A 25,730-nucleotide genomic window follows, 5' to 3' on the forward strand; every position below is an offset into this window, starting at 1 on the left:
ATAAAATTAATACTTTACAATAAACGTAAATAGATGTTAAGTTTATTAGGACAGACAAACAAACAGTGTGTCTGATTCATTAAAAACACATATCGCAATCATAGAAATGACCACAACCTTACAACAGCGCCAAAGCGCCAACGTATGGGATCGCTTCTGCGAATGGATTACCAGCACCGATAACCGGATTTACATCGGTTGGTTCGGCGTTCTGATGATCCCAACCCTACTAGCTGCTACCACCTGCTTCATCATCGCATTCGTAGCTGCTCCTCCAGTAGACATCGACGGTATCCGCGAACCCGTAGCTGGTTCCTTGATTTACGGAAACAACATCATCTCCGGTGCAGTTGTTCCTTCCTCTAACGCTATCGGCTTGCACTTCTACCCAATCTGGGAAGCAGCTTCCTTAGATGAGTGGTTGTACAACGGCGGTCCTTACCAATTGGTAATTTTCCACTTCTTGATCGGTTGCGCTTGCTACCTAGGTCGTCAGTGGGAACTATCTTACCGCTTGGGTATGCGTCCTTGGATCTGTGTAGCTTACTCTGCGCCTTTGGCTTCTGCTACAGCAGTATTCTTAATCTACCCCATCGGACAAGGTTCATTCTCTGACGGTATGCCTTTGGGTATCTCTGGAACCTTCAACTTCATGATTGTGTTCCAAGCAGAACACAACATCTTGATGCACCCCTTCCATATGTTGGGAGTAGCTGGTGTATTCGGTGGTTCATTATTCTCCGCAATGCACGGTTCCTTGGTGACATCTTCCTTGGTACGTGAAACAACCGAAACCGAGTCTCAAAACTACGGTTACAAGTTCGGACAAGAAGAAGAAACCTACAACATCGTAGCTGCTCACGGTTACTTTGGTCGGTTAATCTTCCAATACGCTTCCTTCAACAACAGCCGTTCACTTCACTTCTTCCTAGCTGCTTGGCCTGTAATCGGTATCTGGTTTACCGCTTTGGGTGTCAGCACAATGGCGTTCAACTTGAACGGTTTCAACTTCAACCAATCAGTAATTGATTCTCAAGGTCGGGTTATTGCTACCTGGGCTGATGTAATCAACCGCGCTAACTTGGGTATGGAAGTAATGCACGAGCGCAACGCTCACAACTTCCCCCTAGACTTGGCTGCTGCTGATGTTGCTCCTGTTGCTTTAACAGCACCTGCTATCAACGGTTAATTATCAAGTTTAGCTGAATGAAAAGCGCCTCTCAGAAATGGGGGGCGTTTTTTATGTTTGTTTAACGCAGAGGCGCAGAGGAAGAAATACCGAGTCACTTAATTTTGGATTTTGGATTTACGATTTTGGATTAACCTGTCCTTGAAAACTTTTTGTTTTTCTTCTGCGTGAACCCAGAGGCTTGAGACCAAATATTTTAGATTTCAGATTTTCATTTAATCCAAAATTTAAAATCTAAGATCTAAAATCGCTTCGGTCACCGATGTAAGTGCTGTGATAGCCAGACTAAAGCTTCGTCTATGTCTGTGGCTTGTTCTCCTGGGGGTACGGGGGGACGGCTTATCATGACAACTTGGAGTTTTAGTTCCCGTGCAGCGATAATCTTGGCATAAGTCGCATCACCACCACTATTTTTGCTGACGATGGTATCAATTTGATGGTTAATTAGGATTTCTCTTTCATTATCAAGCTGAAAGGGACCGCGATCGCACAATAATATTCCCGGTGGTACTAAAGCCTGTGGCTCAGGTGGGTCAATCATCCGCATCAAAAACCAAATTTGATGCAAATGAGAAAAAGCACCGATTTCCTGCCTACCAATGCTTAAAAAAACGCGTTGTGATTGATTTTCGAGAACGTCGGCGGCAGTTTTTATACTATCAACTTCAATCCAGCGATCGCCATTCACTTTTTCCCAAGGTTGGCGGATTAACTTCAGACGGGGTATTTTAACTTCCATTGCAGCATCCGCCGCATTTAAAGCAATCTGAGTAGCAAAGGGATGGGTAGCATCAATCAGCAAATCAATTTTCATCTGATGCAGATACTTAGCTAGTCCAGCCACACCACCAAAACCCCCAATTCGCAAATCGCCTAATGGGATTGACGGTTCACGGGTGCGACCGGCTAGTGATGAGATGGCCTCAATTCCCTGGATATTGGCAACTTTAGCAGCTAATTCTGCCGCCTCTCCGGTTCCACCCAGAATCAAAACTCGCATCATTTTATTTTTTCTGGGTTTTGTATCTAAGACAACAATAATCTTTCTTTCTTTCTTTCTTTCTTTCTTTCTTTCTTTCTTTGTGTACTTTGCGCTCTTTGCGGTTCGTTAAAAATTAGAATTAGGTATTTCCCAGAAATAAATTCCATAAATAAACGAACCACAGAGTCACAGAGAACACAGAAAAATCAAGAACAGAGAGTGTCAAGCCAACATTAAAGCCACTTCTTTGGCAAAATAAGTCAAAATCAAATCAGCGCCGGCTCGTTTCATGCTGGTTAAAGTTTCCAAAATTATCTTTTTCTCATCAATCCAACCCATGCGAGCAGCAGCTTTAATCATCGAGTATTCACCACTAACGTTATATGCTGCTACAGGCAGATTTGTGGCGTTGCGAACTTGATGGATAATATCCAGATAAGCCAGAGCAGGTTTCACCATGACCATATCTGCTCCCTCGGCAATATCTAATTCTATTTCTTTCAAAGCTTCTCTAGCATTAGCTGCATCCATTTGATAAGTCTTTTTATCACCAAATTTCGGCGCAGAATCTAAAGCATCCCGAAAGGGGCCATAATAAGCAGATGCATACTTGGCTGAGTATGCCAAAATTCCCACATCAATGTAGCCTTCTGCATCTAAAGCGCGACGAATTGCGCCGACTCTCCCATCCATCATGTCAGAAGGTGCGACAAAATTTGCCCCGGCTGCTGCTTGGGAAACTGCCATTTTTACCAATACTTCAACGGTGGGGTCATTCAAAATATTACCCTGGTCATCGATTACACCATCATGCCCATGAGTGGTGAAGGGGTCAAGGGCAACATCAGTCATGACAATAATTTCTGGGACTGCTTCTCTGATAGCTTTGACAGTTCGCTGTACCAGTCCATCTGGGTTATAGCTTTCAGTACCAGTATCATCTTTTAGCTCTTCGGGAACTACCGGAAACAGAGCGATCGCATTAATTCCCAAATCATACACTTCCTTAATTTCTTTTAACAATAAATCTAAGGAATAGCGATAACAATCAGGCATAGAAGCAATCTCAACTTTTTGCCCTTCTCCCTCAGTCACAAACATAGGATAAATGAGGTCGTTAACGCTCAGAGTTGTTTCCCTGACCATTCTTCGTAAAGTTTCAGTCCGGCGCAGACGACGAGGACGGTAACGAAGGACATCATTTTTATCAGAAGAATTGATAGATGGCATAATCAACGACTAGATAATATTTACGACGATTATACTCTTGCAGAAATCAATTCTGAACGTTACATTTCTTTTAAAAAGTCCCTAACTCTTAATCTCACAGGTGCAAACATTTGTAGCTAAGGGAACCCCAAAAAATAATCCCCTAAATACATACAATAAACCCCGCTACTACAGTACGGGGATCAAAGCTTTTAATAAAATCTTAAAATCTATAACCAACACCACCTTGCACAGAGACAGCCGCACCACCAGTGTCACGGTAGGCATCAAAAGCAATGATGGCGTTACCAAAAATTACAGTATTACTATTGGGGACAACATAATCAATTCCTGGTTGTAAGGCAAAACTGATTTTGTTACCCACAGGAGAAGAATCATCACCACCAGCCAACACCAAACCAGCCCCCAAGTAGGCATCAGTTTGCCAGTTGAGGGGGATATCGTAAGAAATTGTAGGTACAACGGCGGTATTCTTACCCACTAAAGCTTGAGCGCGGAAAGAAATTGGTGATTCTAGAAGCTTGTAACGGACAGCTACAACACCCCCAACTTGAATACCATCAGTAAGACCAACAGTCGGACCTACACCAACATAGCTACCATATGCTACCTGAGCCTGTGCTGGTTGGCTACTAATAGTCAGACCCAAAACTGAGCCAGCCACTAAAGCTGGAACCAAATAAGGAAGATACTTCATTCCGGATGCCTCACACCATCTTGAATTTTATAAGTTCGTTTGAATACTTATATTATCGCTATTACTGATTAATTAGGTAAGAAGTCATCGGAGATAAATTACACCAACGGGGGAAGAAGCCGGGGAGCAGGGCAGAGGAGGAAGGAAACTCCCCATTTCCCATTCCCCACTCCCAATTCCTACGGACAACTCGAATGCAGACCGCCTTGGGTACAAATGTAAGCTATTTGGCGAGAATCTAAATTTTTAGCTTGAGAAAAATCAACTCCTTGGACTACAGCAGAGATTTCGCCTAAGTCTGGCATTTCCACAAATCGCTCTGCGGGATTTTGTGGGACAGGAGCGAGAACTGTTCCTTGAAAATCAGCACCTGCCACATTTGCTCCCCGTAAATCGACAAAACTCAGGTCAGCATTTTCCAAGTTGGTATTTTCCAATCTAGCGGAGCGCAAAACAGCACCAGTCAGTCGAGTGGCGCTGAGGTTGGCATTACTGAGATTAGCCCGGTCTAAATAGGCTCCAGATAAGTCTGCGCCTCGCCAATCACTATTAGTTAAGTTCGCATAGGATAAATGTGTACCAATGGCAATGACGCGACTTAAACGCGCCCCATACAAATTGGCTTCGTTGAATTTAGCTTCACCTATGTCAGCCCCAGTTAAGCTGGCTTTCTCTAGGAATGCACCCCGCAAATTGGCTCCTACTAGCTGGGTGCTGCTGAGGTCAGCGCCGATTAAACGTGCATGGGATAAATTAGCTCTGTTGAGGGTAGCGCCGTTTAAATCACTGCGGTTCATAATCACGCGACTGAGATTAGCATCGGTGAAATTAGCTTGTTTCATTTGCGCTTGGCTCAAATCAGCGATCGCATCGTCGAAAGTATCCCAGCGTCCATCCTCACCAACGCCCCTAAAGATACTACCTTTAAAACTCCCTTGCTGAAGATTTGCCGATTGGAAGTTGATTCCCGACAAATCAACGTTATCTAACACCAAGTTAAAAAATGAATTTGGGGGAGTACTGCTTTGACCTAATTCGGCGCGACTGAGATCAATACCTGCGTTTTGAGTGCTGTAGACGCTGAGAATTTTGTTGATTGTCTGCTGGTTCATACGTAACTGCTGTTGTCGCAATTCTCGCGCTGAGGCTGCATTGCTACCCACAGACTTTAATTCACCTGCTAACAACTGATTTTTGTTTTTTAATTCCGGGATAGCTGGGACACCTACACTGACTAAAGCTTGTTGAATTGTATTCAGGAGGATGGGGTTAGTTTCTTGAACCAGAAGGTTTGTGAGAAATTGGATGGACTGCGGATCATTGAGACCACCCATCGCTAGAATTATACTTTGGCGCTCCTCCGTAGTAGCACCAGAGTTAGGACTCAATCTTTCCACGAGTACAAGAAACTTTTGGCTATTGATTTGCTTGGTTTCCCGGCGGGTTTGTTGAGTTTGGATATAAACTTGAGTGGCGACTAAAGTTCCCAGCACAGCTATCATACTGGCCACGGCTACCGCAAACAAAGTCCGGTTGGGGTTTTGCCGCATCCGTCGCCACAGAGTAGAAGTATTTGTAGTTTCTCCTGTCAGCGTTGACATGGATACTGGCGCTAATTCCTCCCCTGACTGCGGTACCTGGGATTTATTACCCTGTTCTGATGATGCTAAAGGAGGAGTAGCATCTATTGTATATGTACCTGCCAACCAGTCATGGAATGGGCGACGACCTCGACGAGATGGTAAGGCTATCCCTTCTCCCAGCACCATCAATACAGCCAAAAATGTGAATAATCCTAAATTGGGAAAAGCAAAACTGTAGCGCCAAAGAATATAGGCGATGGAAACAGGTACACTCCATCGACCAATTCCTTCCCGCGCTACAACGGCGGCTAAACCGGGGGGTTTACCTACCTCGTTGACAACTCTTACACCAAATTTCCGCTTGGGAATAGTACTACCTGTTTTGCCCAGTAAATATAATTGCCACCATGAGAGGGTTGCAGGGGCTAACAAGGCGATGAGCCACAAAAAATTCGTCGGGGCGGCGACGTTGCGGATACCATAGCTTACAGGCAAAGCCAAGGGTCGGGCGATCGCTCTTTCTGTGACTACCAAGACTGGGTGAAGTGGCACTCGATTGAGGTCGCTGCGCGAATTGGCATACACACCAAGGCCAAAGGGAACTAGCCCACTCACAACTACCAGGGTGATTTCAGTTGCCCATGCAGCTAAACGCCTGGTGTTTAATGGCAATGTCTTGGCTGTTTCTGGTTCGTTGGACTGGCTCGATTGACTGGTATTTCTCCTCACAATTGGGGTCGCCATTGCATCATTCCTTTGAATTTATTTTTAAGTCGCTCTCGGCGTAGTTAAAATAGACTATTGCTTTTTTTTCCAGCTACCTGATACAAAAAATTTGTATCCAAGATACACAAAGAATCCTAACAGTGCCAGACTGATTACAGATGAAACGAGTTTCAGCACTGCTTGGAGCATTGCAAATCCCAACAAAACCCCCACGGCCGCAACTATCACCTTGGTTGTCCCGTTCAAGTTCTCAAACCAAAGTTGCAATTGTGCTAACCGAGATTTCCAGTTGAGAAATACAGACTGCAATTTTTCTGTATTTTTTGGTAGCTGTCCCATATCTCCAGATGTCGAGTTAATTTCTGCCTCTAGATTTTGGAGGCGACGCTGTAAGTCTTCTTCATGTTGACGATTCATTATCTTTTCAGCTTCTCTCTAAGTCACTAGTTCCACATCAAAGCTAGCAAATCCTGGAAATTTGAAATCAACTAGGAACATAGATAGATTACTATCGTCTATAAGTCCAGACTGTTTAGATAAATATCGCTTGAGAAACAGTCGGGGACATTATTGATTATGAAGACTCTGAAGCTACTTACAGTTGTTCCCGCAGCTTTGGTAATGAGTTTGACGGTGACTGAGGCTAATTTGGCTGAAGTCCCACGGTTGCAAATTCAACCCAATGTCACGTCAGAAGCACTGGTTTTAAATGGCATCTCTGGTGGAACAGTTGCCAGTAATTGCGGCAACATTGCTAATGCACCCAATCAAATTATCCAGTTAACCCAGCCACTGCCTTACTTACGCTTAACAGTTGACAGTCCTGGACAGCCAACACTGCTAATTGATGGACCTGGAGGCAGTTTTTGTGTTTTATCAGATAATTACTCTGGAAGCAAGCCAGAACTTACTGGTTATTTCATGCCGGGAGAATACACCCTCCACGTGGGTGAGTTATCTCAAAGTCAGTATAACTATACCCTCTCAATTTCGCAACAAAAAAGCGAATAAGGTAGTAGGATGAAGGAACGAACCACGAAGGACACAAAGAGCGCGAAGGAAGAAGGAAAGAAGAAAAATTCCAAGATTTATTTACCCGTCATTTTTGGGTTGGGAACTGATTAGAAATATTTATCCATACTTACTCATAACTACTTAAATGCTATGCTATAGTAGTTATATGAGTAAGTTATCTATATCTGAAGCAGCAAAGTTAAAAGGTGTAAGTGTTTCCACACTCAGAAGATGGGAAACAGAAGGTAAATTAATTCCCGAAAGAACAGCTAGTGGTCATAGAAGATATGATTTAGCTCAATTGTTAGGAATCAAGCCTGATTTATCTTACACCATTGGTTACTGTCGAGTTTCTAGCCATGACCAAAAAGAAGACCTAGAAAGACAAAAGCAAGTTGTTGAATTATTTTGCGCTCAAAATGGTTGGCAATTTGAAATTATAGAAGACTTAGGTTCAGGCTTAAACTACAGCAAAAAAGGATTAAAGAGATTAATCCGATTAATTGTTGATAGTAAACTTGAACGTCTTGTTTTAACCCATAAAGATAGACTATTGAGATTTGGTAGTGAATTAATTTTTAGTTTGTGTGAACATTTTGGAACAGAAATAGTAATTATCAATAGAACTGAAGACTCAACTTTTGAAGAAGACTTAGCTCAAGATGTTTTAGAAATAATTACAGTTTTTAGTGCCAGACTGTATGGATCTAGAAGTCACAAAAACAAGAAAATTATAGAGGAGTTGAAAGAAGTTGCTGTTCGGCTTTAAAACTGAGTTAAAAATCAATAACCATCAGCGTACCCAACTACTTCAACATTGTGGTGTTGCTCGTCATGCTTGGAATTGGGGATTAGCTCTTACCAAACAGATATTAGAGCACAATAAGTTAAATCCTAATTCCAAAATAAAATTTCCTACTGCTATTGATTTACATAAATGGTTAGTAGCATTAGTAAAAAGTGAAAATCCCTGGTATTACGAATGTTCAAAATCAGCACCACAAGAAGCTCTACGAGCTTTAAAAACAGCATGGGATAGGTGCTTTAAAAAAATATCAGGAGTGCCTAAATTTAAGAGAAAGGGTAAACATGATAGCTTTACCTTAGAGGGTAGTGTCAAAAATTTAGAGTCAAATAAAATACAAGTACCGAAGATAGGAGTTCTCCAAACTTATGAAAGACTACCTCAAAAAGAAATTAAATCAGTAACCATTAGTCGTAAGGCTAATAGATGGTTTATTAGTTTTAGATTTGATGTAGAAAAACAAGATAATAAAAACCTCAAAGTTGTGGGAGTAGACTTAGGTGTAAAAAATTTAGCTACTCTATCAACAGGTGAAATTATAGAAGGTGCAAAGTCTTACAAAAAATATGAATCTAAATTAAGCAGGTTGCAATGGTTAAACAGAAATAAAGTTATCAATTCAAACAATTGGAGAAAAGCACAACTAAAAATTGCTAAATTGCATCTGAAGATTGCCAACATTCGTAAAGATACATTACACAAACTTACTACTTTATTAGCCAAGAACCACGGCAAAGTGGTAATCGAAGATTTAAACGTATCTGGAATGTTGGCAAACAGGAAATTAGCAAAAGCAATCTCCGATATGGGATTTCATGAGTTTCGTCGTCAACTAACCTACAAGTGTGAATTGTATAGTTCTGAACTTGTCGTGGTTGATAGATGGTATCCCAGTTCTAAAACTTGTTCTAATTGCGGAACTAAAAAAGAAAATCTCACACTTAACGAAAGAGTTTTTCAATGTGAAAATTGCGGTTTTGAGTGTGATAGAGATTTAAACGCAGCTATCAATTTATCAAAAATTGATTTGTCAAAAGCTGTCAGTTAGACAGTGTTAGTCTGTGGACTGGATAATGCCGACATTACCAGGATGAAGCAGAAAGTAAACTTCAAACCCCATCTAGTACAAGTTATCTATTATAGAAAAGTCTAAATAGGTAAGTTTGAGTAAGTTTTATGTAACGGTTGACAGACTATGGCGGCGGTGAGCTACTTTTTATGGATGATATGATGCAGGCTATTTAATAAATCTTGGGCTGTGTAGGGTTTGGGAAGGACTAGCTCTACAGTAGTATGATCTGCATTTGCTAAAGCTTCCATAGGGTTAATGCCGCTACAAGCTATGATTTTTACCTGTGGGTTCATTGTTTGTAAGATGCGGATGGCAGTGATTCCACCCATTTCTGGCATCATGATATCCATTAAAACGGCGCTGATATGCTGTTTGTGCTGGGCATAAAGTGCGATCGCCTCAATGCCATTACTAGCAATCAAAGTCTTATAATTGTATTTTTCCAAGACAATTTTCGCAATCTCCCGGATTTCCGGTTCATCATCCACAACTAAAATCAGTTCTCCCTGTCCGGGAAATATTTCTAAATCATTGCTCTCAAGTGATGGGCTGACCTCCACCGCAGGTAAGAACATCTGAAATTGACTACCTTGCCCCACTGTGCTATTGACATTCATAAACCCACCGTGGCTTTTGATAATTCCCAGCACTGTGGAAAGCCCTAATCCTGTACCTTTACCGACTTCTTTTGTGGTAAAAAATGGATCAAAAATTCTCTCTAATATTTCCGGTGGTATCCCCATTCCCGTATCGGCAACAGTCATTACCACATAATGCCCCACTTTGGCATCAAGATTCATTTTGACATAGGCTTGATCAATCAACATATTTTTGGTAGAAATACTCACCGTACCACCTTCTGGCATGGCATCACGGGCATTAACTACGAGATTCATTAGCACTTGATGCAGTTGTGTCGCATCTCCAAACACAGCCCACAAGTCTTCTGGGATGGTGATGGCAAATTCCAGAGATTTGGGAAATGTTTGTTTGGCTATCTGGGTAATTTCTGCAATTAGGTGTTTGAGTTGAACGATGGTGCGCTCTCCCTTAAATCCTCGCGCAAATGACAAGACTTGTTTGACTAAAGCAGCGCCACGTTTGCTGTTATTTTCGATAATTTGCAGTAAGTGTTGATAATTTTCTTTATCTTGAGCGAATCTCACTTGTAACAGTTGAGATGCTGCCAAAATAGGTGTTAAAATATTATTCAAATCGTGAGCAATGCCACCGGCTAAAGTGCCAAGACTTTCCAATCGTTGAGCGCGGAAAAACTGCTCTTCGAGTTGTTTCTTTTCTGTAATGTCAGTGTCAACACAAAGAATGGATTTCGGTTGTCCTGCGGTATCATACATCAGCGTCCAACGGCTGGATACAACAATTTCTTGACCAGCTTTCGTAACTTTACGTAACTCACCTTGCCAGGAGCCTGATTTAATCACAGTTTTGACGGCTGTTTTGACTTGCGGCGAGTTTTTCTGGCAAAAAAGCTCTTGGGGATCTGCGCCTAAAACCTCTTCTGCTTGCCAACCATATATACGCTCTGCACCTTGATTCCAGAATAAGATTGTGCGTTGGAAATCTCGAACTAAAATCGCATCAGTGGCAATATCAAGTATAGCTGCTTGCTCGCTAATTTTCTCTTGTGCTTGTTTGCGATCGCTAATGTCAGAAAAAGAAGTGACTACAGCATAAGGAACAGGATCATTGTCGTGAAACAAAGGTTGGGAATTAATGGAAATCCAGGTTAATTCTCCAGTGGGCTGATAAACTCCCATAACCACATTCGAGCAGGGTTGTCCGGTACGTAAGCTCACCATTGATGGATGGGCTTCACCAGGGAATAAAGAGCCATCTTCTTTGATAGTCTGCCAGGCGGGGTCATCAGAGGTGTGCCTGAGCATTTTGTGAGTAGTACGCCCCAGAATCCTTTGGGCGCTAGGATTACAGGTAACTATATCGCCATTAGCGTCTTGTAAAATGATGCCCTCCTGCATAGCAGCAACCACTGAACGATAACGTTCTTCGCTGGCTCTTAGTGCGGCTTCTGCCTGTTTGCGTTCGTTGATGCACCTAGTTGTACCAATCAACCGTATTGGCTCACCCAGTTCGTTAAAAAATACTTTACCGTTTCCACTCAGCCAATGAATAGCGCCATCAAGCCAAACAATGCGAAATTCACATTTATATTCACTTCTTTCCTCAATACTGCGAGCTATCACCTCAGATAAACATTCCCGGTCTTCAGGATGAACTAACTGAAAAAAGTCTTCTATGCTTTCAACACCAGAATTATTGGGCAAACCATAGAGCAGCGCCATATTAGCAGAGCATACTACTTGATTGGTGCAAAGATCCCAGTCCCAAATACCCATTTGAGTAGCTTCTAGGGCTAAACTTAGTCGCGCCTCACTCTCGCGCAGTGAATCTTTTATTTGCTTGCGCTTGGTGATATCTCTGCCCACCCCTTGTAATTCCACAACCTCTCCGCTTTCGTTCTCAATGGCTGTAACGTTCCATTGCAGCCAGCGCATACCGTTAACTGTCAACAGACGTTCCTCATCAGTTATTAACTGATGGGGTGAGGATATCAACTTGCGGATATTTTCTCTGATTTGAGGTAAGTCATCTGGATGGAAAAACTCAAACATCGACTCACCAAGTAACTCGTCCAATTGCTGACCCAAAGTTTCGCAAACGACTGTATTAGCAAAGGTCAACCGTCCTTGTAAATCTATGCGGACAATCAAGTCGGTTTGAGTTTCCACTAGCTGACGATAGAGTTTTTCGCTTTTCTGCAATGACTGTTCAACACGTTGGCGTTCAGTGATTTCCTGTTGTAAAAGTTCGTTAGATACAAGCAGTTCGTGGGTACGTTCCATTACCCGCATTTCTAATTCTTCGCTGGCTTGGTGTAATGCCGCTTCTGCTTGTTTGCGGCTGCTAATGTCACAAAGCAACCAGCGCCAACCTACTCGCTTACCTTGTTTATATATTGCCGCAGCTCTCAGACTGGCGGGGAAAGATTTACCCGACGGTGGCTGGAGGTGAATTTCCCAGTCCTCTAGCTGTTGTACAGTCTGTAGTTGGGTGATGAGATATTCCCACTCTGGTTCAGCAATAAACCGAATTAAGGGTTTACCCACGAGATAATTTTGTTTGACAGACAGCAAAGTGGCTACTGCGTGGTTAGCTTCTTGAATCACACCTGTGGTATCGGTGATTAAATAACCATGAGGAGCAAACTCAAACAAATCCTGATAACGCTGACGCTCTAACTCGGCGATTTCACTAGCAACCAGAAGTTGTTGATTTTGTTGACGCAGTTCTTCTTCCACTAATTGCAGTCGTGCGAGGGTTTGCTGAAGTTCGTCATTAACTTGTATTACTTCAGCCGTTTGTGCGTCTAACCATTCTTTTAAATACTCCTGAGTTTGGTAGCGCATTACCTCTGGTGGTTGATTTGCTGAGTGTACATTGGTTGGTAAGTCTTTGAAAAAGTTAACCATATTTACAGGAGCAAAGGTTTTGAGCAAGGTAGTTTCGGTGACAAGTCCGACTAATTGCCCCTGTTGATCCAAAATCGGCAAATGGCGAATTTGATGGTGACGCAAAAGTGACAAAGCTGTCAAGATATCTTGGGAATGGGATGGTGTCAGGTAAGAGGACAAGGGGCAGGGGGCAGGGTGCAGGGAGGAGAACCCCATGCCTAAATACAGGGGCTTGGGAAAAGGACACATTATTTCTCGCACTTGAGCGTCTCGAAATAAATATTCTGATGTTTGGCATACATAAATGCAGGGGCTTGTATCCCTGTTGGCAGGTGAATTAAAAATCCTTCTCCCTTGCTCCCTGCTCCCTGCTCCCCTGCCTCTTCTGGTCAGGGTAATGACTGGCTGCACCATCACCTCTGCCATTTTTACCTGAGCTAAATTTTTTTGCTCTGATGTAATTCTATTTATATCTGTATGCGTTAAAATACCTAAGAGCTTACCTTGGACTACAACCAATATACAGGTAGTCGGTTGAATGTTTATGGTGCTGTCAACTAATGCAGAATTTGAGTCGGTTGGTGACGAATTCATACTTCGTTCTTGATGAATCAAGAAAATGGCATCAACTACATAACTATCAGGGCTAATCGTTACAGGACATTGATCAATAGCATGATATAAATTAGGCAAATCAATTAGCTGATTGTGGAATCTCATAGTTAATTCATCAATTTTTATTATCTGATTGACATCAGAACTACATACTGCAAGAAATCGGGAAAAATTTGTTCATCACCAGCGATTATTGAGCTTAAAAAGGCTATAAATCAGATTATTGAAGATAAATTTACTGGAAACCAAAAAAGTCTGGACTGGCTCTATCCTGGATGAGGATACAAGTTGGGCTTTGGGGGAAATTATTGTAGTTCTCAAACCCATTGTATTGTTGAATTAGTGATAGATGATCTTTTACCTAAAGAGATTACACTAATTAATGCTCTCACCTTGAAGGGGTTAAACCACCCAAGTGGAATATTTAGGCGATCGCCTGTATCATTATTGTATTTAATTATACGATTTTTTATTTGTTGAAAATTTATATAATCATTGTCACCACAGGGATTCCAGAACAATTACTACAAAATAACTAATTTTAAAAGTTTTAATTCATACTTTGATAAAAAGTTTTTATTTAGGCGTGGGACGGAAAAATTGCAACTATTCTTGACATTTCAAAATAATTATCAAAACAAACCCTTGGGCTAAAGTTACAAAAATCTTGAGATGGGATAAATACCCCGTTAAACTCAGTGTATTCTGGTTACTTCGGAGTTAGTTTGTATTGTCGAGCCGAATTTCTCAACTCATGATAGCCACGGTTGCTAATGCAACATAACTGATAAATAGTAATTTTATATTGTCGCTGCTACCTCCACCCAAAGCACTACAATTAATACTTCCTCCAGTAGATTTATTCCTAGCTTCTAACCTAACTCTGAGACTGGACAATATTCCCAAGACTTTATCGGAAGGTAAATAGGCAGACATCAAGGTAAGCAGATAAAGCAGGACGCACACGCATATGTGCATTACGCTTTTTCCTAGCAAATCACATGGAAATCAAAGGCGATGTACCTTTATTTACTCTATAATCATTGGGGATAATTGTAGTTATACTTATATACACAAACAAAGTTATGTATATTAAATATGATACCAGAGGCATTACGGGAATGAATCAAACTGTGATCAACGACACAACTTTGCGTGACGGGGAACAAGCGGCTGGTGTAGCCTTTAACTTAAAAGAGAAAATAGCGATCGCTCAATTACTTGATGCTATTGGAGTCCATGAGTTAGAAGTCGGGATTCCCGCAATGGGTAAAACAGAACAACACGCCATCGCGACAATTGTGGACTTAGGTTTAAAAGCTGATCTTTTAGGTTGGAACCGCGCCGTCATTTCAGATATTCAAGCTTCCATAGATTGTGGTTTGCAGCGAGTGCATATATCTATCCCTGTGTCTGCGATTCAAATTACCGCGAAATTTCAGGGAAAATGGCAGGTAGTTTTAGATAAACTGCGTGATAGTATCAACTTTGCCCTTGATCATGGACTATTTGTTTCCGTAGGTGGAGAAGATTCTTCTAGAGCCGAGGCAAAATTTCTCTTAGATGTAGCGCTTTACGCTCAAGAATGTGGAGCATCACGGTTTCGCTTTTGTGACACAGTAGGCATTCTCGAACCTTTCACCACTTACACACAAGTAAAACAATTGGTGAGGGCATTATCAATACCCGTAGAAATGCACACCCACAATGATTTTGGTTTAGCAACTGCAAACACTCTAGCGGGGATCAAAGCGGGTGCTTTATCCATGAATACAACAGTTAATGGTTTAGGCGAAAGAGCCGGAAATGCCGCTTTAGAAGAAGTTGTCATGGCTCTCAAACGCATCCATAATACTAATTTAGGTATTGATACTTCTCGCCTAGTGGAATTATCCCGACTTGTAGCATCAGCATCAGGGTACGATGTACATCCGGGAAAAGCAATTGTTGGTAAAAATAGCTTTGCTCACGAATCAGGTATCCATGCTCATGGTGTACTCCAAAACCCTGATACTTACGAACCATTTGCACCCGAAGAGGTAGGCGGCGAAAGGCGTTTGGTGGTAGGTAAGCATTCTGGTAGGCATTTATTATCTAACCTGCTGGAGCAGCATGGTATTTCTCTCAACCCAGAAGCCACGAAATCTGTGTTAGATGCGGTGCGACAAGCGTCTATCGACAACAAACGTAGTTTAACTACTCAAGAACTTTTGGATTTAGCTAAAGCACACCCAGGACTTACGCAAAATTATGAAAAAACGAACCACGAAGGACACAAAGGACACGAAGTTAAGAGGGTTTCAGAGAGTTCTTGCGTAAGTCCTAACACCTAAATAACACGCTTCAGACGCGATTTATCGCGTCTCTACAAATTCGGAAATACAATCCTAATGCGGATTTTGGGATTAAGCGTCAGCACCAGAACCATATTTCCAAGCATCAATTAAACGATGCCAATAATATTGTTGTTCAATTGGCTGATTTTTTATCCATGTTTCTAATATGGGGCTTAACCTCAATAAGCCAGTGTAAATCCCTAAATTACTATAATGCACTAGCCAATCGAGTAAACTCAGTAAACCAACTTGGGGAATGATTTTGGCAACTAATAGCGGATGAAATAAACCAGTTTTTAACAGTGTTTGTGTCAATCCCGAAAACTGCACCACATCTTGCAAAAATGGTTTTAAGACTGGTGTACCCAGTTGTTGCATTTCCTGAAATACCGCCTTGAGTAGTTGGTTAATTTGCTCTGGGGCGATTTTCTGATTTACTCCCACACTCATGGCTTTTTGAAATAACCAGGTAACTGTCAAATTTGGTTGATAGGGTTGCAATAGGGCTAAATTTTGGGCTGATAATTGCTCGCTTTGCAGGGCTTCATGAATCCCAAATGTTAACCGCTTCAGGTGACGTACCATCGCCCCAAAGCCGCCAAAACTCAAGGGAGATTGACTACCACTGCTGTCTCCCACTGTTAACAGGCGATTCCAAGGGGTTTTGATGGGACTTTGGCGATAGCTAGGAAAGAAGCCAAACAGCGCTCTTTGAAACTGTAATTGGTTTAATTCCACACCTTGATATTCTGGTAGCAGTCGCAGATATTCTTCAAACAATGCTGCTAAAGTCAAGCGTTGTGGTTCTGCATCCATGTAGGTAAATAGATAAGTAGTTCTACCATCCTTGGCGGGGAAAGCTTCCCAAAAGTATTGACATTGATTTTCTAAGGGTGTGAAGGAAAATAACAAGTCGCCAGAGGTGTTTTCTGGAAACCCTTGGGCGCAACTTCCCACTACTAAGCACAAAGCGTCTGGTTTTTTACCTTGGCGTGCTTGACGGGTGATGGGAGAAAAGTTACCCATTGCGTCGATTAATAATCTAGTTTTGTATTGGTTATTGACTATGATTCCTTCTGGATGAATGATTGCTTCTGTGAAGGGTGTATTTTCTAATAACTTTCCCCCAGCAGCGAGAAATCGGGTTTTTAATGTCTCTAGGAGATAAATTGGATCTACGCCGATATTTAAGACATCTTCTACCCATATTTCTGCACCACCAGCAAAACTGACTCGTGCGGGGTTATATTTAGTTGCGATCGCTTGCTGTAATTCTTCAATACTCAGCAAGTTTAATTCTACAAATACTTCTAATTCTGGGCGAGAAATATTCCACTCTTGTTCTCTCCCCCGTAAAATTCCCCGTTCCATTAAGGCTACCCGCAGCCCTTTCACCGCTAAGGCGCAAGCAATTAAAATGCCTAAAGTCCCACCACAGACGATGACATCCCAGTCTACAGCGTCTAATGGTTGCTGACTTTCTTTAACTACTGTGGGGATTGGGGCGGTATTTTCTCTGATCGATTCTAGCAGGCGATCGCCTTGACGCAAACCTCCCAGAACATCGCCTGGTAGTTGAGAGAGAATTTTTTCAGTTAACGATGGGGACATATGAGGTTAATTCCAACAGACTACTAGTATTAATCCTATCTTTGACAGGTTTTATTGGTGATGGAATTTTAAAAGAACACTTTCAGCAATTCATTGAGGAACTACAGATTTAAGTGATTGAAAAAATAGGTGATTATCCAAATAGTCTCATTTGAATTATGGGGATTTCCCTGTTCCCTTTTAATTTTGACGAACGCCTTGCGGTACAAGTGCCTTGGTAAATTTTTGTGTATTTATTGAGGATTGTTGTGGTGAGAGACTGTTGAAATTATCAACCTTATACCGAATTAACATGAAGCTGCATATTATTTCTACCCCACCCCTAACCCCTCCCCGCCAGCGAGGAGGGGAACTGGATTTCTGATTAAATTGTATTTATGCATCTTTATCTTAAATTGGTTTTATTAATAAAAAAAATTACAAAAGGTTTTTTTGGTTGACTTTTAACAGTATCTTGAAACCACTACACGCGAGGAGTGCTTATGACTACTTCATCACCAGATAATTCCCGCAGTCTCCCCATCACCCAGAACTTGGAGTTAGTGAGGCAGGAATATCAATATAACTATACCCATATTCCACCTATTCCTATGGTGAATCAGCTTCCTAATCAGGAAAACTTCACTACTAGATGGACTTTTTTATTAGCCCAGCAGTTACGGGAGATTTTCATTAATACTCTGATCACTAACCGAGGCGATCGCAGTTCCAAATCGGTTCGTGATCAAGTCAAAAGGTTTATTTTAGAAGCCTTGTTCAAGGGGGCTATACCAGCCAAAGTAAGTGTGATTGCGAGACTTTTCCAAATTATTCCCCAGTTTCTCATTCAAGGAATATCTAAAGATTTTCACGAACTAGATGATCTGTTTTTTTCCCTTTTCAAAACCAACGGACTGTTAATATTCAGAGATTCTCTGAATCGAATTACAGCCCTTTTAGATAAAGGCCATCCCACAGGTCATGTGAATAGTTTAAAGGACTACCAAAAGTTATTTACCACAATTGAATTACCAGCGATCGCCAAAACTTTCGATCAAGATCAAGTCTTTGCCTATATGCAAGTCGCCGGCTACAATCCCCTAGTAATCAAGCGGGTAAAAAGTCCAGGCGCTAACTTCCCAGTTGAAGATACACATTACCAAGCAGTAATGGGGAGTGATGATTCATTAGCAGCCGCAGGACAAGAAGGACGGCTATACCTAGCAGACTATCAAATTTTAGACGGTGCTATCAACGGTATATATCTAAATTACCAAAAGTATGCCTATGCTCCCCTAGCGCTGTTTGCCATCCCCAAAAACTCAGACCCAAATCGTCTACTGCGCCCCATAGCTATTCAATGTGGTCAAACTCCTGGAGCCGATTATCCCATCATTACCCCCAATTCCGGCAAATACGCCTGGCTATTTGCCAAAACCATTGTCCACATAGCAGATGGCAACTTTCATGAAGCTGTCAGTCACCTAGCCCGAACGCACCTATTCGTTGGTGTCTTTGTCATCGCCACCCATCGGCAATTGTCCCCCAGCCATCCCCTCAGCCTCCTACTGCGTCCCCATTTTGAAGGCACTTTAGCGATTAACAATGCCGCCCAAGAAGTTTTGATTGCTCCTGGCGGCGGAGTTGATATATTGCTTTCATCGACAATTGATAACTCTCGGATTTTAGCAGTGCGCGGTTTGCAAAGCTATAGTTTCAATGAAGCTATGTTGCCAAACCAACTCAAACAACGAGGTGTTGATGATCCTGAACTACTGCCTGTTTATCCTTACCGGGATGATGCATTACTAATTTGGAACGCCATTCATCAATGGGTTTCCGACTACCTGAGCCTTTACTACCCTACAGATAAAGATATTCAAAATGATACTGCTTTGCAAGCATGGGCAGCCGAAGCCAAAGCTGACAATGGTGGACGTGTACCTGATTTTGGTGAAAATGGAGGTATTCAGACACTAGACTACCTAGTTGATGCTGCTACCCTGATTATTTTTACAGCCAGCGCCCAACACGCTGCGGTTAACTTCCCCCAAAAAGATTTGATGAGTTATGCCCCTGCTTTTCCCTTAGCAGGATATGTATCCGCCTCCATCAACGGAGAAGTTAGTGAGCAAGACTACCTGAATTTACTCCCACCTTTGGAGCAAGCGCAACAGCAATTTAACTTGCTCAGTTTACTAGGGTCTATATATTACAACCAGCTTGGTGAATATCCAAAATCACACTTTGCTAACCCCAAGGTACAAATCTTGTTACAGAAGTTCCAAAGCCGTCTTCAGCAAATTGAAATTACGATCAATCAGCGCAATTTGCACCGCCCAACTTACGAATATCTACTTCCTTCTAAAATCCCTCAGAGCATTAATATTTGAAGTTCATTTTTTTGGTAAATACCCCTCAAACAATACTTTGTAGGGGATGCAATGTGTTTATTAAAGCTCAACCCACAAGTGAAAATTATGGCAATTCCTGAAATAGCTAAAAATCATCAGCGTCAAATTCTGCTGTCGCGTCTGCTCGCCAAATTTGGCTATAACACTAAAATTGGTAAGCTGCTCCGCTTAATTGCTTACTATAGCGAAGCTGTGGTCATGCTCAATGCTTGGAAAGAGTTTCTTTACACCCGCAAAAAACATATTGGAGACAAATATTTTGCGGTAGACCAAGCAATTATGCATTCTACTCACTCCCAGGTGCAAGAACTGATGCAAGTCGAGCCGCAACTACGGGGAAATGATTTAGGCATTATTAGAATCTTAGCTCCTAGCTACTTGCTGAACAATCCCCTCAGCCTGGGAATGAACGGTAATGAACACACAGGAGTTCGTGCGCTGTTTTTGCACGCCTTGCCAAATCCATCTGTAGAGGTAGACTTATTAGGGGATTTAGTTAATCAACGTTTGTTAAAAGCTGCCCAACAAGGGCAAATACACATCGGTAACGACTTACCTCAGATGATGCTGTGGATTTTGCACCAAGTTGTTTTTCAGATTTCATTATCTGACAAAGAAATTACGGCATCAAATACTTACATTAAAAGTCTACCGCTTGCATCCTTGCCCAATTTTATCAGCAAATATCTTTTGTCTTTCAGAACTGCACCGAGCATTAAGCATCGCCAAAGTTTAATCAAGAAATACAAACAATCTCCCAGATGGGCATCTTATCTGGAAATCGCTGCCCAGTATCAATTGAATGAACACCAAATCGCTAACAGCCTATTTGATATGATTCACATTGCCGGAACTGCTGGCACAAGTGCGCTTTTAGGATCTGTAATTGGTGTTTTGTGTCTGGATAGCACTTTAAGAACTGAGGTTATATCTGAGGTTAATACTGTTTGGAATGGACAGGGAACACCCAACGCTTCTGCTTTAGAACAGTCTACACTGCTCAATAAAGTAATTTTAGAAACGGCTCGTCTTTATCCACCTGTGCGATTTGTCAGCCAACTTAGCACCGAGTCTGGTGAAGTGGAAATTGGAGAACAGCGATGTCCATTCCAAAAAGGTACTCGGTTGCTTGGTTCTATTTTCACAGCTAATCGAGATGCGAACAGATACACAAATCCCGATGATTTTGACGTGACGCGAGATTTTTCTGATATCTTATCTTGGAACAGCAAGGGGCATGAGCGAGCCTGTCCGGGGAGAGGTTTATCTATTGGTTTAATCAAGATATTCTGTCTGTATCTTTTCCAGAACTATCAATGGGAATCATCTACACCAGTTAAATGGGATTTTGCGAAAGTAACTGCTGTTACTCCTAATGATTTAGTGTTACAAGGTTTTGCTCAAAAGTAACCACAGAAGAGGAAAGGGGGCAGGGGGCAGGGGAGAAGTAGTCAAGCAGAGATAAGTGCTATTTGGTTTCAAATTTTCCTTTGCTCCCTGCTGGCCGCTGCTCTGCCTCTTTAATCTCCCTTGGCTCTTTTTCAAGCTTTTAGTAGGAAATTATATCAATTTAGTTATTACCAAAAGAGGAAATAGTTAATGTCTAAAACAATTGAGAAAAAGCAACTTGAAAATATTGCTACCTGGATGAAACCGATTGAACAAACAAATTTACCAACTGCGTTAAAGGGTGTTTTCTTTATGGATGGTAATCCGCTTCCAGATGATTGCATTACGATGTACAACGCAGAATGGGACACGCAGCAGCTAACCTTGGTTCTACCTGTTTTTGCACCGGTGCAATGGACTTTTCACAGTTCAATTGGAGGGTGGTTTTTACTTCGTGCTGTGCAGTTCACGCAGTTAACATACAAAATTCAGTTTGAAGATGAGAGTTTGAGGCGATCGCACATTATCCCCTTTGTATTGGGGTGGCGAATTCCCAAGTGGCTCTTTAATGCCACAATGAACCAAGATAAAAACTCTCACAATGGAGATATTTGGCAACGGGAAAACCTTTGGTTGAGCCTAATTCCCCAGTTTGGTAATTATACTCTGCGTCGCATTGTCGATGAAGATGGTCGTTATACTCCCGCCTTCAATAACATGATCACCAAGGTTGCAAACGAGTGTTTGGTGATTGGGCGAAATTCAAAATAAGCTTTGCTGGGGAACAGGCGATCGCTATTTTTTTGATTTAATTACAGTTTTTTGGCTCCTGTGGAGGTTCAAAGACAATCTTGAACTCTGCATTTGGCATAACACGGTGCAGAACTCTCAAATGGTCGTCGGCATCTTGGCGGTTAGCAAAATGGGCGACTGTGTGGGTTTTGCTGTTTTCTAAAAAGCGGACAATTGTCCAAGGGCGTTGATGAGCGCTAATTGGCTTTATCATTAATACAGTCTCCTTGTGATTAGGGAGCCGGAAGTCAGCAGCAAGCCTCGGAAACTTATTTGCTGGCTTCTGACAAGATTTGTAATTTTATTGCCGGGTTGTTGTAAGTGTGAGTGTGTTGAGGGGGCGACAAAGAAGTTAAAGAGGCTGCTGTATAAGCATCATAGCCATCACCCCCTGCTGATAAAATGCCTGCTTATTGCGAACGGCAGCCATCATTTCCAAGACCAAATCCTGACACCCATTCAGCGAAATTATCCAATTGTATCCGTATAAGCCTATCCAGAAAGCACTATGTCTTTTTCTGTTTCTGTTCAAATCACTTGGACGACAGACATAAGATTGTTGTCTAGAAAATTGAGTTTTTTGACCTTGTAACCATGCAGAAGTCATTGCTATAGCAATTAATAAAATCAGACGGACAAGCCTATCAGGAGAAGCTTGAGAACCTTCTAGATTATAGCCACCAGTTTTACAGTCTTTAAACATAGCCTCAATCCCAAAACGTTGACCATATATTTTGACAGTCGTTGATACATCTGTCAGATTAGTTGATAAATACCAAGGCTCTTTCTCTTGTTTGCCACGATATTTTCGTTTCCAATAAACTGCTAAATTACAACGACCAAACCCTTTATTTTGTGTGAGATTGACATCAGGATAAAATCGGCGGTCACCGGGAGAAAGTGGAATCGTATGTAGCGGTTGAAAATCTTGCCTTTTTTTCCGAAAAGTAGTGTCCTTTTTTTGTCGAAAAACATACTTTAAACCTTGACGGTGCAACCAACTGGCTAATTCAATCCCATGAAATTCTCTATCCCCAATCACCACTAATTGATAATGTTTCAAGAGCCGGATTACCGTAAGTGACGACGACGGCTATTTTGTTGTATTGGTAAAGGTATAGTAGCAGCCAATCTTTCTATTTTTACTTGTTTCTGACTTTGTAGCAACCATACCAGCATTTTTAGAGTAATTAATTGTGTACGGCTGAGGTACTTGGATAGGATTGGTTGATAGAATGAGGGTAACATTTATTTCGGGTCTTGTTAATTTGACGAGACCATTCTTTTTTACCATCAAACTGTCCCTCTTAATTAGCTGTCTAATAACCACATAGTATTGTCAATAAGAACCGTTTTTTTTGAGAGGGTCTGTTACTTCAATCCCTCTGGGAGTAATACTTTTACCATTTTTGTCGCCCCCTCAAGTGCTGTACCTACCACCTTATTCTCCAGACTTGAATCAGATTGAAAAATGCTGGTCTTGGTTAAAAAGTCGAATCCGCAAACAGTTAGACCAATTTGATTGTTTACGAGATGCCATTGAGGATGTCTTGCATTTTGTGTCCTAACCTCCTTGGCGATTGCTATAACTAAAAGAGTTATGCGATCCCATAATTTGACTAAGTATTAACAGGGTCAATAGTTGTAAAAAATGTGGACAAACATCCAACATCATAAAGCAAAACCCCCTAGCTATGATGAGAGCTAAGGGGTTTTTGTTGAAATATAAACCTGGCATCGAGCTATTTTTGCGTAGGGCTACCCCTAAACTATCGTCGCCGCAGCAGCGTTTCACCTCTGAGTTCGGGAAGGGATCAGTGTGGTTCCACCGCGCAATAGACACCAGGAAAAACAGTGGTCAGTTATCAGTTATCAGTTATCAGATAAGTGATACAAAACCCTGAAGGCTGCACAGTAACGCGAATCAACCAATTTGTTAACTGTTAACTGTTAACTGTTAACTGAATTTGAGGTCAAGCCCTCGGTCTGTTAGTACACCTCAGCTTCATACATTACTGTACTTCCACTTAGAGCCTATAAACGGGTGTTCTGCCCGTGACCTTACCTACTTATGTAGTGAGAGCACTCATCTTGAGGTGGGCTTCCCACTTAGATGCTTTCAGCGGTTATCCGCTCCGCACTTGGCTACCCAGCGTTTACCGTTGGTACGATAACTGGTACACCAGCGGTGCGTCCTTCCCGGTCCTCTCGTACTAAGGAAGGCTCCTCTCAATGCTCTTGCGCCTGCACCGGATATGGACCGAACTGTCTCACGACGTTCTGAACCCAGCTCACGTACCGCTTTAATGGGCGAACAGCCCAACCCTTGGGACGTACTTCCGCCCCAGGTTGCGATGAGCCGACATCGAGGTGCCAAACCTCCCCGTCGATGTGGACTCTTGGGGGAGATCAGCCTGTTATCCCTAGAGTAACTTTTATCCGTTGAGCGACGGCCATTCCATGCTGTGCCGTCGGATCACTAAGGCCGACTTTCGTCCCTGCTTGAGTTGTATCTCTCGCAGTCAAGCTCTCTTTTGCCTTTACACTCGCCGCACGGTTTCCAAGCGTGCTGAGAGAACCTTTGCGCGCCTCCGTTACTTTTTAGGAGGCGACCGCCCCAGTCAAACTGCCCACCTGAAACTGTTCCCTGACCGGCTTACGGTCATGGGTTAGAATTCTAGCTTCGCCAGAGTGGTATCTCACCGTTAGCTCCATATCCCCCACAAGGGATACTTCTTCGCTTCCCACCTATCCTGCGCAAGCGAAGCCCGAACACAATTCCAGGCTACAGTAAAGCTTCATAGGGTCTTTCTGTCCAGGTGCAGGCAGTCCGTATCTTCACAGACATTCCTATTTCGCCGAGTCTCTCTCTGAGACACCATCCAGATCGTTACGCCTTTCGTGCGGGTCGGAACTTACCCGACAAGGAATTTCGCTACCTTAGGACCGTTATAGTTACGGCCGCCGTTCACCGGGGCTTCGGTCGTCAGCTTCAAGGCGAACCCCTGACCAACTTCCTTAACCTTCCGGCACTGGGCAGGCGTCAGCCCCCATACGTCCTCTTTCGAGTTGGCGGAGACCTGTGTTTTTGGTAAACAGTCGCCTGGATCTCTTCACTGCGACCCACGTCTGAGGTGGGCACCCCTTCTCCCGAAGTTACGGGGCCATTTTGCCGAGTTCCTTAGAGAGAGTTATCTCGCGCCCCTTGGTATTCTCAACCTCCCTACCTGTGTCGGTTTCGGGTACGGGTACTATGTTTTCATCACATTACGAGCTTTTCTTGACACTATCCTTCACCACGCGGAGTTCGTAAACTCCTCCCAAACCAATCAGGGTATGGCTATCTTTCATGCGTCCCTCGCAATGCTCCCACATAGTAGTCAGGGATTATTCACCCTGTGTCCATCGACTACGCCCTTCGACCTCGCCTTAGGACCCGACTAACCCTCCGTGGACGAACCTGGCGGAGGAACCCTTAGGGTTTCGGGGCATTGGATTCTCACCAATGTTTGCGCTACTCAAGCCGACATTCTCACTTCCGTTTCGTCCACAGCTGCTCGCCGCTACTGCTTCTACCTAATACGGAACGCTCCCCTACCGATTAATACTAGATTAATCCCACAGCTTCGGTACATCACTTAGCCCCGTTCATTTTCGGCGCAGGATCGCTTGACTAGTGAGCTATTACGCACTCTTTTAAGGTTGGCTGCTTCTAGGCAAACCTCCTAGTTGTCTATGCAATCCCACCTCCTTTATCACTTAGTGATGATTTGGGGACCTTAGCTGGTGGTCTGGGCTGTTCCCT

19 protein-coding genes, 2 rRNA genes and 1 pseudogene (1 of these 22 only partly in view) are annotated in these 25,730 nt (G+C 42.6%); 9 read left to right on the plus strand and 13 right to left on the minus strand.

What is annotated here, in order from left to right:
- Window positions 1-106: 106 nt before the first annotated feature.
- Window positions 107-1,189, plus strand: coding sequence for a photosystem II q(b) protein (psbA, locus tag NSP_RS15650; protein ID WP_006196269.1), 1,083 nt, complete (start codon window positions 107-109; stop codon window positions 1,187-1,189).
- A gap of 256 nt (window positions 1,190-1,445) precedes the next feature.
- On the opposite strand, the gene NSP_RS15655 is transcribed toward psbA, so the two are convergent.
- From NSP_RS15655 to NSP_RS15675, 5 genes are all read right to left on the minus strand, one after another.
- The gene (locus NSP_RS15655) at window positions 1,446-2,192 is read right to left on the minus strand and encodes a cobalt-precorrin-6A reductase (protein WP_006197809.1); all 747 of its coding nucleotides are present in this window, start codon (window positions 2,190-2,192) and stop codon (window positions 1,446-1,448) included.
- A gap of 201 nt (window positions 2,193-2,393) precedes the next feature.
- Window positions 2,394-3,401 (minus strand): porphobilinogen synthase, encoded by a 1,008-nt coding sequence (gene hemB / locus NSP_RS15660; protein WP_006197810.1) that lies wholly within the window; start codon window positions 3,399-3,401, stop codon window positions 2,394-2,396.
- Window positions 3,402-3,603: 202 nt separating this feature from the next.
- Window positions 3,604-4,098 carry a hypothetical protein gene (locus NSP_RS15665; RefSeq protein ID WP_006197811.1) on the minus strand — a complete coding sequence of 165 codons (495 nt, stop codon included), beginning with the start codon at window positions 4,096-4,098 and terminating at the stop codon, window positions 3,604-3,606.
- 179 nt (window positions 4,099-4,277) lie between these two features.
- On the minus strand, window positions 4,278-6,425 hold the full coding sequence (locus tag NSP_RS15670; RefSeq protein ID WP_006197812.1) for a pentapeptide repeat-containing protein: 2,148 nt from the start codon (window positions 6,423-6,425) through the stop codon (window positions 4,278-4,280).
- A 54-nt stretch (window positions 6,426-6,479) separates the two neighbouring features.
- Window positions 6,480-6,824 carry a hypothetical protein gene (locus NSP_RS15675; RefSeq protein ID WP_006197813.1) on the minus strand — a complete coding sequence of 115 codons (345 nt, stop codon included), beginning with the start codon at window positions 6,822-6,824 and terminating at the stop codon, window positions 6,480-6,482.
- 159 nt (window positions 6,825-6,983) lie between these two features.
- Here NSP_RS15675 and NSP_RS15680 point away from each other — a divergent pair, with 159 nt between their 5' ends.
- The 3 genes from NSP_RS15680 (at window position 6,984) to NSP_RS15690 (ending at window position 9,274) form a co-directional block, all read left to right on the plus strand.
- The gene (locus NSP_RS15680; RefSeq protein ID WP_006197814.1) at window positions 6,984-7,418 is read left to right on the plus strand and encodes a hypothetical protein; all 435 of its coding nucleotides are present in this window, start codon (window positions 6,984-6,986) and stop codon (window positions 7,416-7,418) included.
- Window positions 7,419-7,587: 169 nt separating this feature from the next.
- A complete protein-coding gene (locus NSP_RS15685; RefSeq protein ID WP_006195580.1) occupies window positions 7,588-8,190 on the plus strand; it encodes an IS607 family transposase in 603 nt (200 codons plus the stop codon).
- Window positions 8,174-9,274, plus strand: a complete 1,101-nt coding sequence (locus tag NSP_RS15690) for an RNA-guided endonuclease InsQ/TnpB family protein (protein ID WP_017803856.1) — start codon at window positions 8,174-8,176, stop codon at window positions 9,272-9,274. Before NSP_RS15685 ends, NSP_RS15690 begins: the two co-directional genes overlap by 17 nt.
- Before the next feature lie 161 nt (window positions 9,275-9,435).
- Here the strand turns inward: NSP_RS15690 and NSP_RS15695 are convergent, their stop codons facing one another.
- Together NSP_RS15695 and NSP_RS26970 are read right to left on the minus strand one after the other, a co-directional pair.
- Window positions 9,436-13,509 (minus strand): PAS domain S-box protein, encoded by a 4,074-nt coding sequence (locus NSP_RS15695; protein ID WP_017804217.1) that lies wholly within the window; start codon window positions 13,507-13,509, stop codon window positions 9,436-9,438.
- Between the two features lie 642 nt (window positions 13,510-14,151).
- Window positions 14,152-14,340 (minus strand): hypothetical protein, encoded by a 189-nt coding sequence (locus NSP_RS26970; protein WP_144360551.1) that lies wholly within the window; start codon window positions 14,338-14,340, stop codon window positions 14,152-14,154.
- A 185-nt stretch (window positions 14,341-14,525) separates the two neighbouring features.
- On the opposite strand from NSP_RS26970, the gene nifV reads away from it, so the two are divergent.
- Window positions 14,526-15,737: a homocitrate synthase gene (gene nifV / locus NSP_RS15700; protein ID WP_082209982.1), complete on the plus strand. Its 1,212-nt coding sequence runs from the start codon at window positions 14,526-14,528 to the stop codon at window positions 15,735-15,737.
- A 72-nt stretch (window positions 15,738-15,809) separates the two neighbouring features.
- Here nifV and NSP_RS15705 read toward each other — a convergent pair whose 3' ends face one another.
- On the minus strand, window positions 15,810-17,351 hold the full coding sequence (locus NSP_RS15705; RefSeq protein ID WP_017804220.1) for an FAD-dependent oxidoreductase: 1,542 nt from the start codon (window positions 17,349-17,351) through the stop codon (window positions 15,810-15,812).
- A 482-nt stretch (window positions 17,352-17,833) separates the two neighbouring features.
- Here NSP_RS15705 and NSP_RS15710 point away from each other — a divergent pair, with 482 nt between their 5' ends.
- From NSP_RS15710 to NSP_RS15720, 3 genes are all read left to right on the plus strand, one after another.
- Window positions 17,834-19,723 carry a lipoxygenase family protein gene (locus NSP_RS15710; RefSeq protein WP_017804222.1) on the plus strand — a complete coding sequence of 630 codons (1,890 nt, stop codon included), beginning with the start codon at window positions 17,834-17,836 and terminating at the stop codon, window positions 19,721-19,723.
- Window positions 19,724-19,810: 87 nt separating this feature from the next.
- Entirely contained in the window at window positions 19,811-21,154 is a 1,344-nt protein-coding gene (locus NSP_RS15715) for a cytochrome P450 (protein ID WP_044482838.1), read from the plus strand.
- 189 nt (window positions 21,155-21,343) lie between these two features.
- Complete coding sequence (locus tag NSP_RS15720; RefSeq protein WP_017804224.1) at window positions 21,344-21,904, plus strand: hypothetical protein; 561 nt, start codon at window positions 21,344-21,346, stop codon at window positions 21,902-21,904.
- Window positions 21,905-21,941: 37 nt separating this feature from the next.
- On the opposite strand, the gene NSP_RS15725 is transcribed toward NSP_RS15720, so the two are convergent.
- The 3 genes from NSP_RS15725 to NSP_RS26585 form a co-directional block, all read right to left on the minus strand.
- Window positions 21,942-22,139 carry a hypothetical protein gene (locus NSP_RS15725; protein WP_017804225.1) on the minus strand — a complete coding sequence of 66 codons (198 nt, stop codon included), beginning with the start codon at window positions 22,137-22,139 and terminating at the stop codon, window positions 21,942-21,944.
- 138 nt (window positions 22,140-22,277) lie between these two features.
- Window positions 22,278-22,988 carry an IS4 family transposase gene (locus NSP_RS15730; RefSeq protein ID WP_006198979.1) on the minus strand — a complete coding sequence of 237 codons (711 nt, stop codon included), beginning with the start codon at window positions 22,986-22,988 and terminating at the stop codon, window positions 22,278-22,280.
- Window positions 22,989-22,996: 8 nt separating this feature from the next.
- Entirely contained in the window at window positions 22,997-23,173 is a 177-nt protein-coding gene (locus NSP_RS26585) for a hypothetical protein (protein WP_157133666.1), read from the minus strand.
- 173 nt (window positions 23,174-23,346) lie between these two features.
- Here NSP_RS26585 and NSP_RS24320 point away from each other — a divergent pair.
- Window positions 23,347-23,493, plus strand: a pseudogene (locus NSP_RS24320) (transposase); the annotation flags it as partial.
- 161 nt (window positions 23,494-23,654) lie between these two features.
- Here NSP_RS24320 and rrf read toward each other — a convergent pair.
- Window positions 23,655-23,772 (minus strand): 5S ribosomal RNA (rrf, locus tag NSP_RS15735).
- Window positions 23,773-23,894: 122 nt separating this feature from the next.
- Window positions 23,895-25,730: ribosomal RNA gene (locus NSP_RS26455) — 23S ribosomal RNA — on the minus strand; it runs 1,159 nt beyond the window's last position.

It is taken from the genome of Nodularia spumigena CCY9414 (genome assembly GCF_000340565.2).
GTDB classification, from domain to species: domain Bacteria; phylum Cyanobacteriota; class Cyanobacteriia; order Cyanobacteriales; family Nostocaceae; genus Nodularia; species Nodularia spumigena.

Coding starts and splice junctions, on each gene's coding strand:
- psbA (WP_006196269.1), top strand. CDS start 107: ATGACCACAACCTTACAACAGCGCCAAAGCGCCAACGTATGGGATCGC.
- NSP_RS15655 (WP_006197809.1), bottom strand. CDS start 2,192: ATGATGCGAGTTTTGATTCTGGGTGGAACCGGAGAGGCGGCAGAATTA.
- hemB (WP_006197810.1), bottom strand. CDS start 3,401: ATGCCATCTATCAATTCTTCTGATAAAAATGATGTCCTTCGTTACCGT.
- NSP_RS15665 (WP_006197811.1), bottom strand. CDS start 4,098: ATGAAGTATCTTCCTTATTTGGTTCCAGCTTTAGTGGCTGGCTCAGTT.
- NSP_RS15670 (WP_006197812.1), bottom strand. CDS start 6,425: ATGGCGACCCCAATTGTGAGGAGAAATACCAGTCAATCGAGCCAGTCC.
- NSP_RS15675 (WP_006197813.1), bottom strand. CDS start 6,824: ATGAATCGTCAACATGAAGAAGACTTACAGCGTCGCCTCCAAAATCTA.
- NSP_RS15680 (WP_006197814.1), top strand. CDS start 6,984: ATGAAGACTCTGAAGCTACTTACAGTTGTTCCCGCAGCTTTGGTAATG.
- NSP_RS15685 (WP_006195580.1), top strand. CDS start 7,588: ATGAGTAAGTTATCTATATCTGAAGCAGCAAAGTTAAAAGGTGTAAGT.
- NSP_RS15695 (WP_017804217.1), bottom strand. CDS start 13,509: ATGAGATTCCACAATCAGCTAATTGATTTGCCTAATTTATATCATGCT.
- NSP_RS26970 (WP_144360551.1), bottom strand. CDS start 14,340: ATGTCTGCCTATTTACCTTCCGATAAAGTCTTGGGAATATTGTCCAGT.
- nifV (WP_082209982.1), top strand. CDS start 14,526: ATGAATCAAACTGTGATCAACGACACAACTTTGCGTGACGGGGAACAA.
- NSP_RS15705 (WP_017804220.1), bottom strand. CDS start 17,351: ATGTCCCCATCGTTAACTGAAAAAATTCTCTCTCAACTACCAGGCGAT.
- NSP_RS15710 (WP_017804222.1), top strand. CDS start 17,834: ATGACTACTTCATCACCAGATAATTCCCGCAGTCTCCCCATCACCCAG.
- NSP_RS15715 (WP_044482838.1), top strand. CDS start 19,811: ATGGCAATTCCTGAAATAGCTAAAAATCATCAGCGTCAAATTCTGCTG.
- NSP_RS15720 (WP_017804224.1), top strand. CDS start 21,344: ATGTCTAAAACAATTGAGAAAAAGCAACTTGAAAATATTGCTACCTGG.
- NSP_RS15725 (WP_017804225.1), bottom strand. CDS start 22,139: ATGATAAAGCCAATTAGCGCTCATCAACGCCCTTGGACAATTGTCCGC.
- NSP_RS26585 (WP_157133666.1), bottom strand. CDS start 23,173: ATGTTACCCTCATTCTATCAACCAATCCTATCCAAGTACCTCAGCCGT.